The organism is Rothia sp. HMSC072E10 (genome assembly GCF_001813965.1).
In the GTDB taxonomy this organism is placed as follows: domain Bacteria; phylum Actinomycetota; class Actinomycetes; order Actinomycetales; family Micrococcaceae; genus Rothia; species Rothia mucilaginosa_A.
Genome location: NZ_KV814482.1, coordinates 1 through 582, shown reverse-complemented (window position 1 = coordinate 582; position 582 = coordinate 1). Strand labels below are relative to the sequence as shown.

The window sequence follows — 582 nt, the reverse complement described above, 5'->3', positions numbered from 1 at the left end:
GTTGAGTACTTTGATAGCGCCCAGCCGCAGAATGCTTGGGTGAAGGTGCTGGTCACTGATGAGGGTGCCCGCGTTCGCGCAGTGTGCGTCTATGGTGTGCAGGATGAGGCGAAGACTGACTCCCCGTCGGTTGAATTTGCGTCTGCTGTTGAGGATGCTCAGGCGTGGCTGGGTCAGTGCCCGGAGTCTGTGGAACTTGAGGGTGTCACTTTGGTGCCGGTTGCGACGAGCGTGTTCTCGTATGACGGTAATGATTCGCGTCTTCTGCAGGTTTCTTCGGATGGTTCCGGCTCGTCCGTAACTTATGGTGCGGCTGGGTTTGTGAACTCTGTGGCGTCGTGGGGTTCTGCTGACGATTCTGCCGTGTCTTTCTCGCTGTTGTGTGCTTCTACTGATGGTCGTGTGCTTGCTGCTGGTGGTGCGCCTGCTGGTGTACCTGAGTTTGGTGTACCCTCAACCGGTGCTCGCGCTAATGCTGGTGCCGGTGCTGGTTCTGTGGCTGGTTTTGATGCTTCGGTGATGCACCCGCTGGTGTGGGACGAGAACTCGTTTGTTCCGCGTGTGCTGGGTGTGGGCGGCTCG

1 protein-coding gene is annotated in these 582 nt (G+C 58.2%); it reads left to right on the top strand.

The window, feature by feature from the left end:
- Positions 1-582: hypothetical protein (locus tag HMPREF2944_RS01505; protein ID WP_141755712.1), on the top strand; the 582-nt coding region annotated here is incomplete at both ends.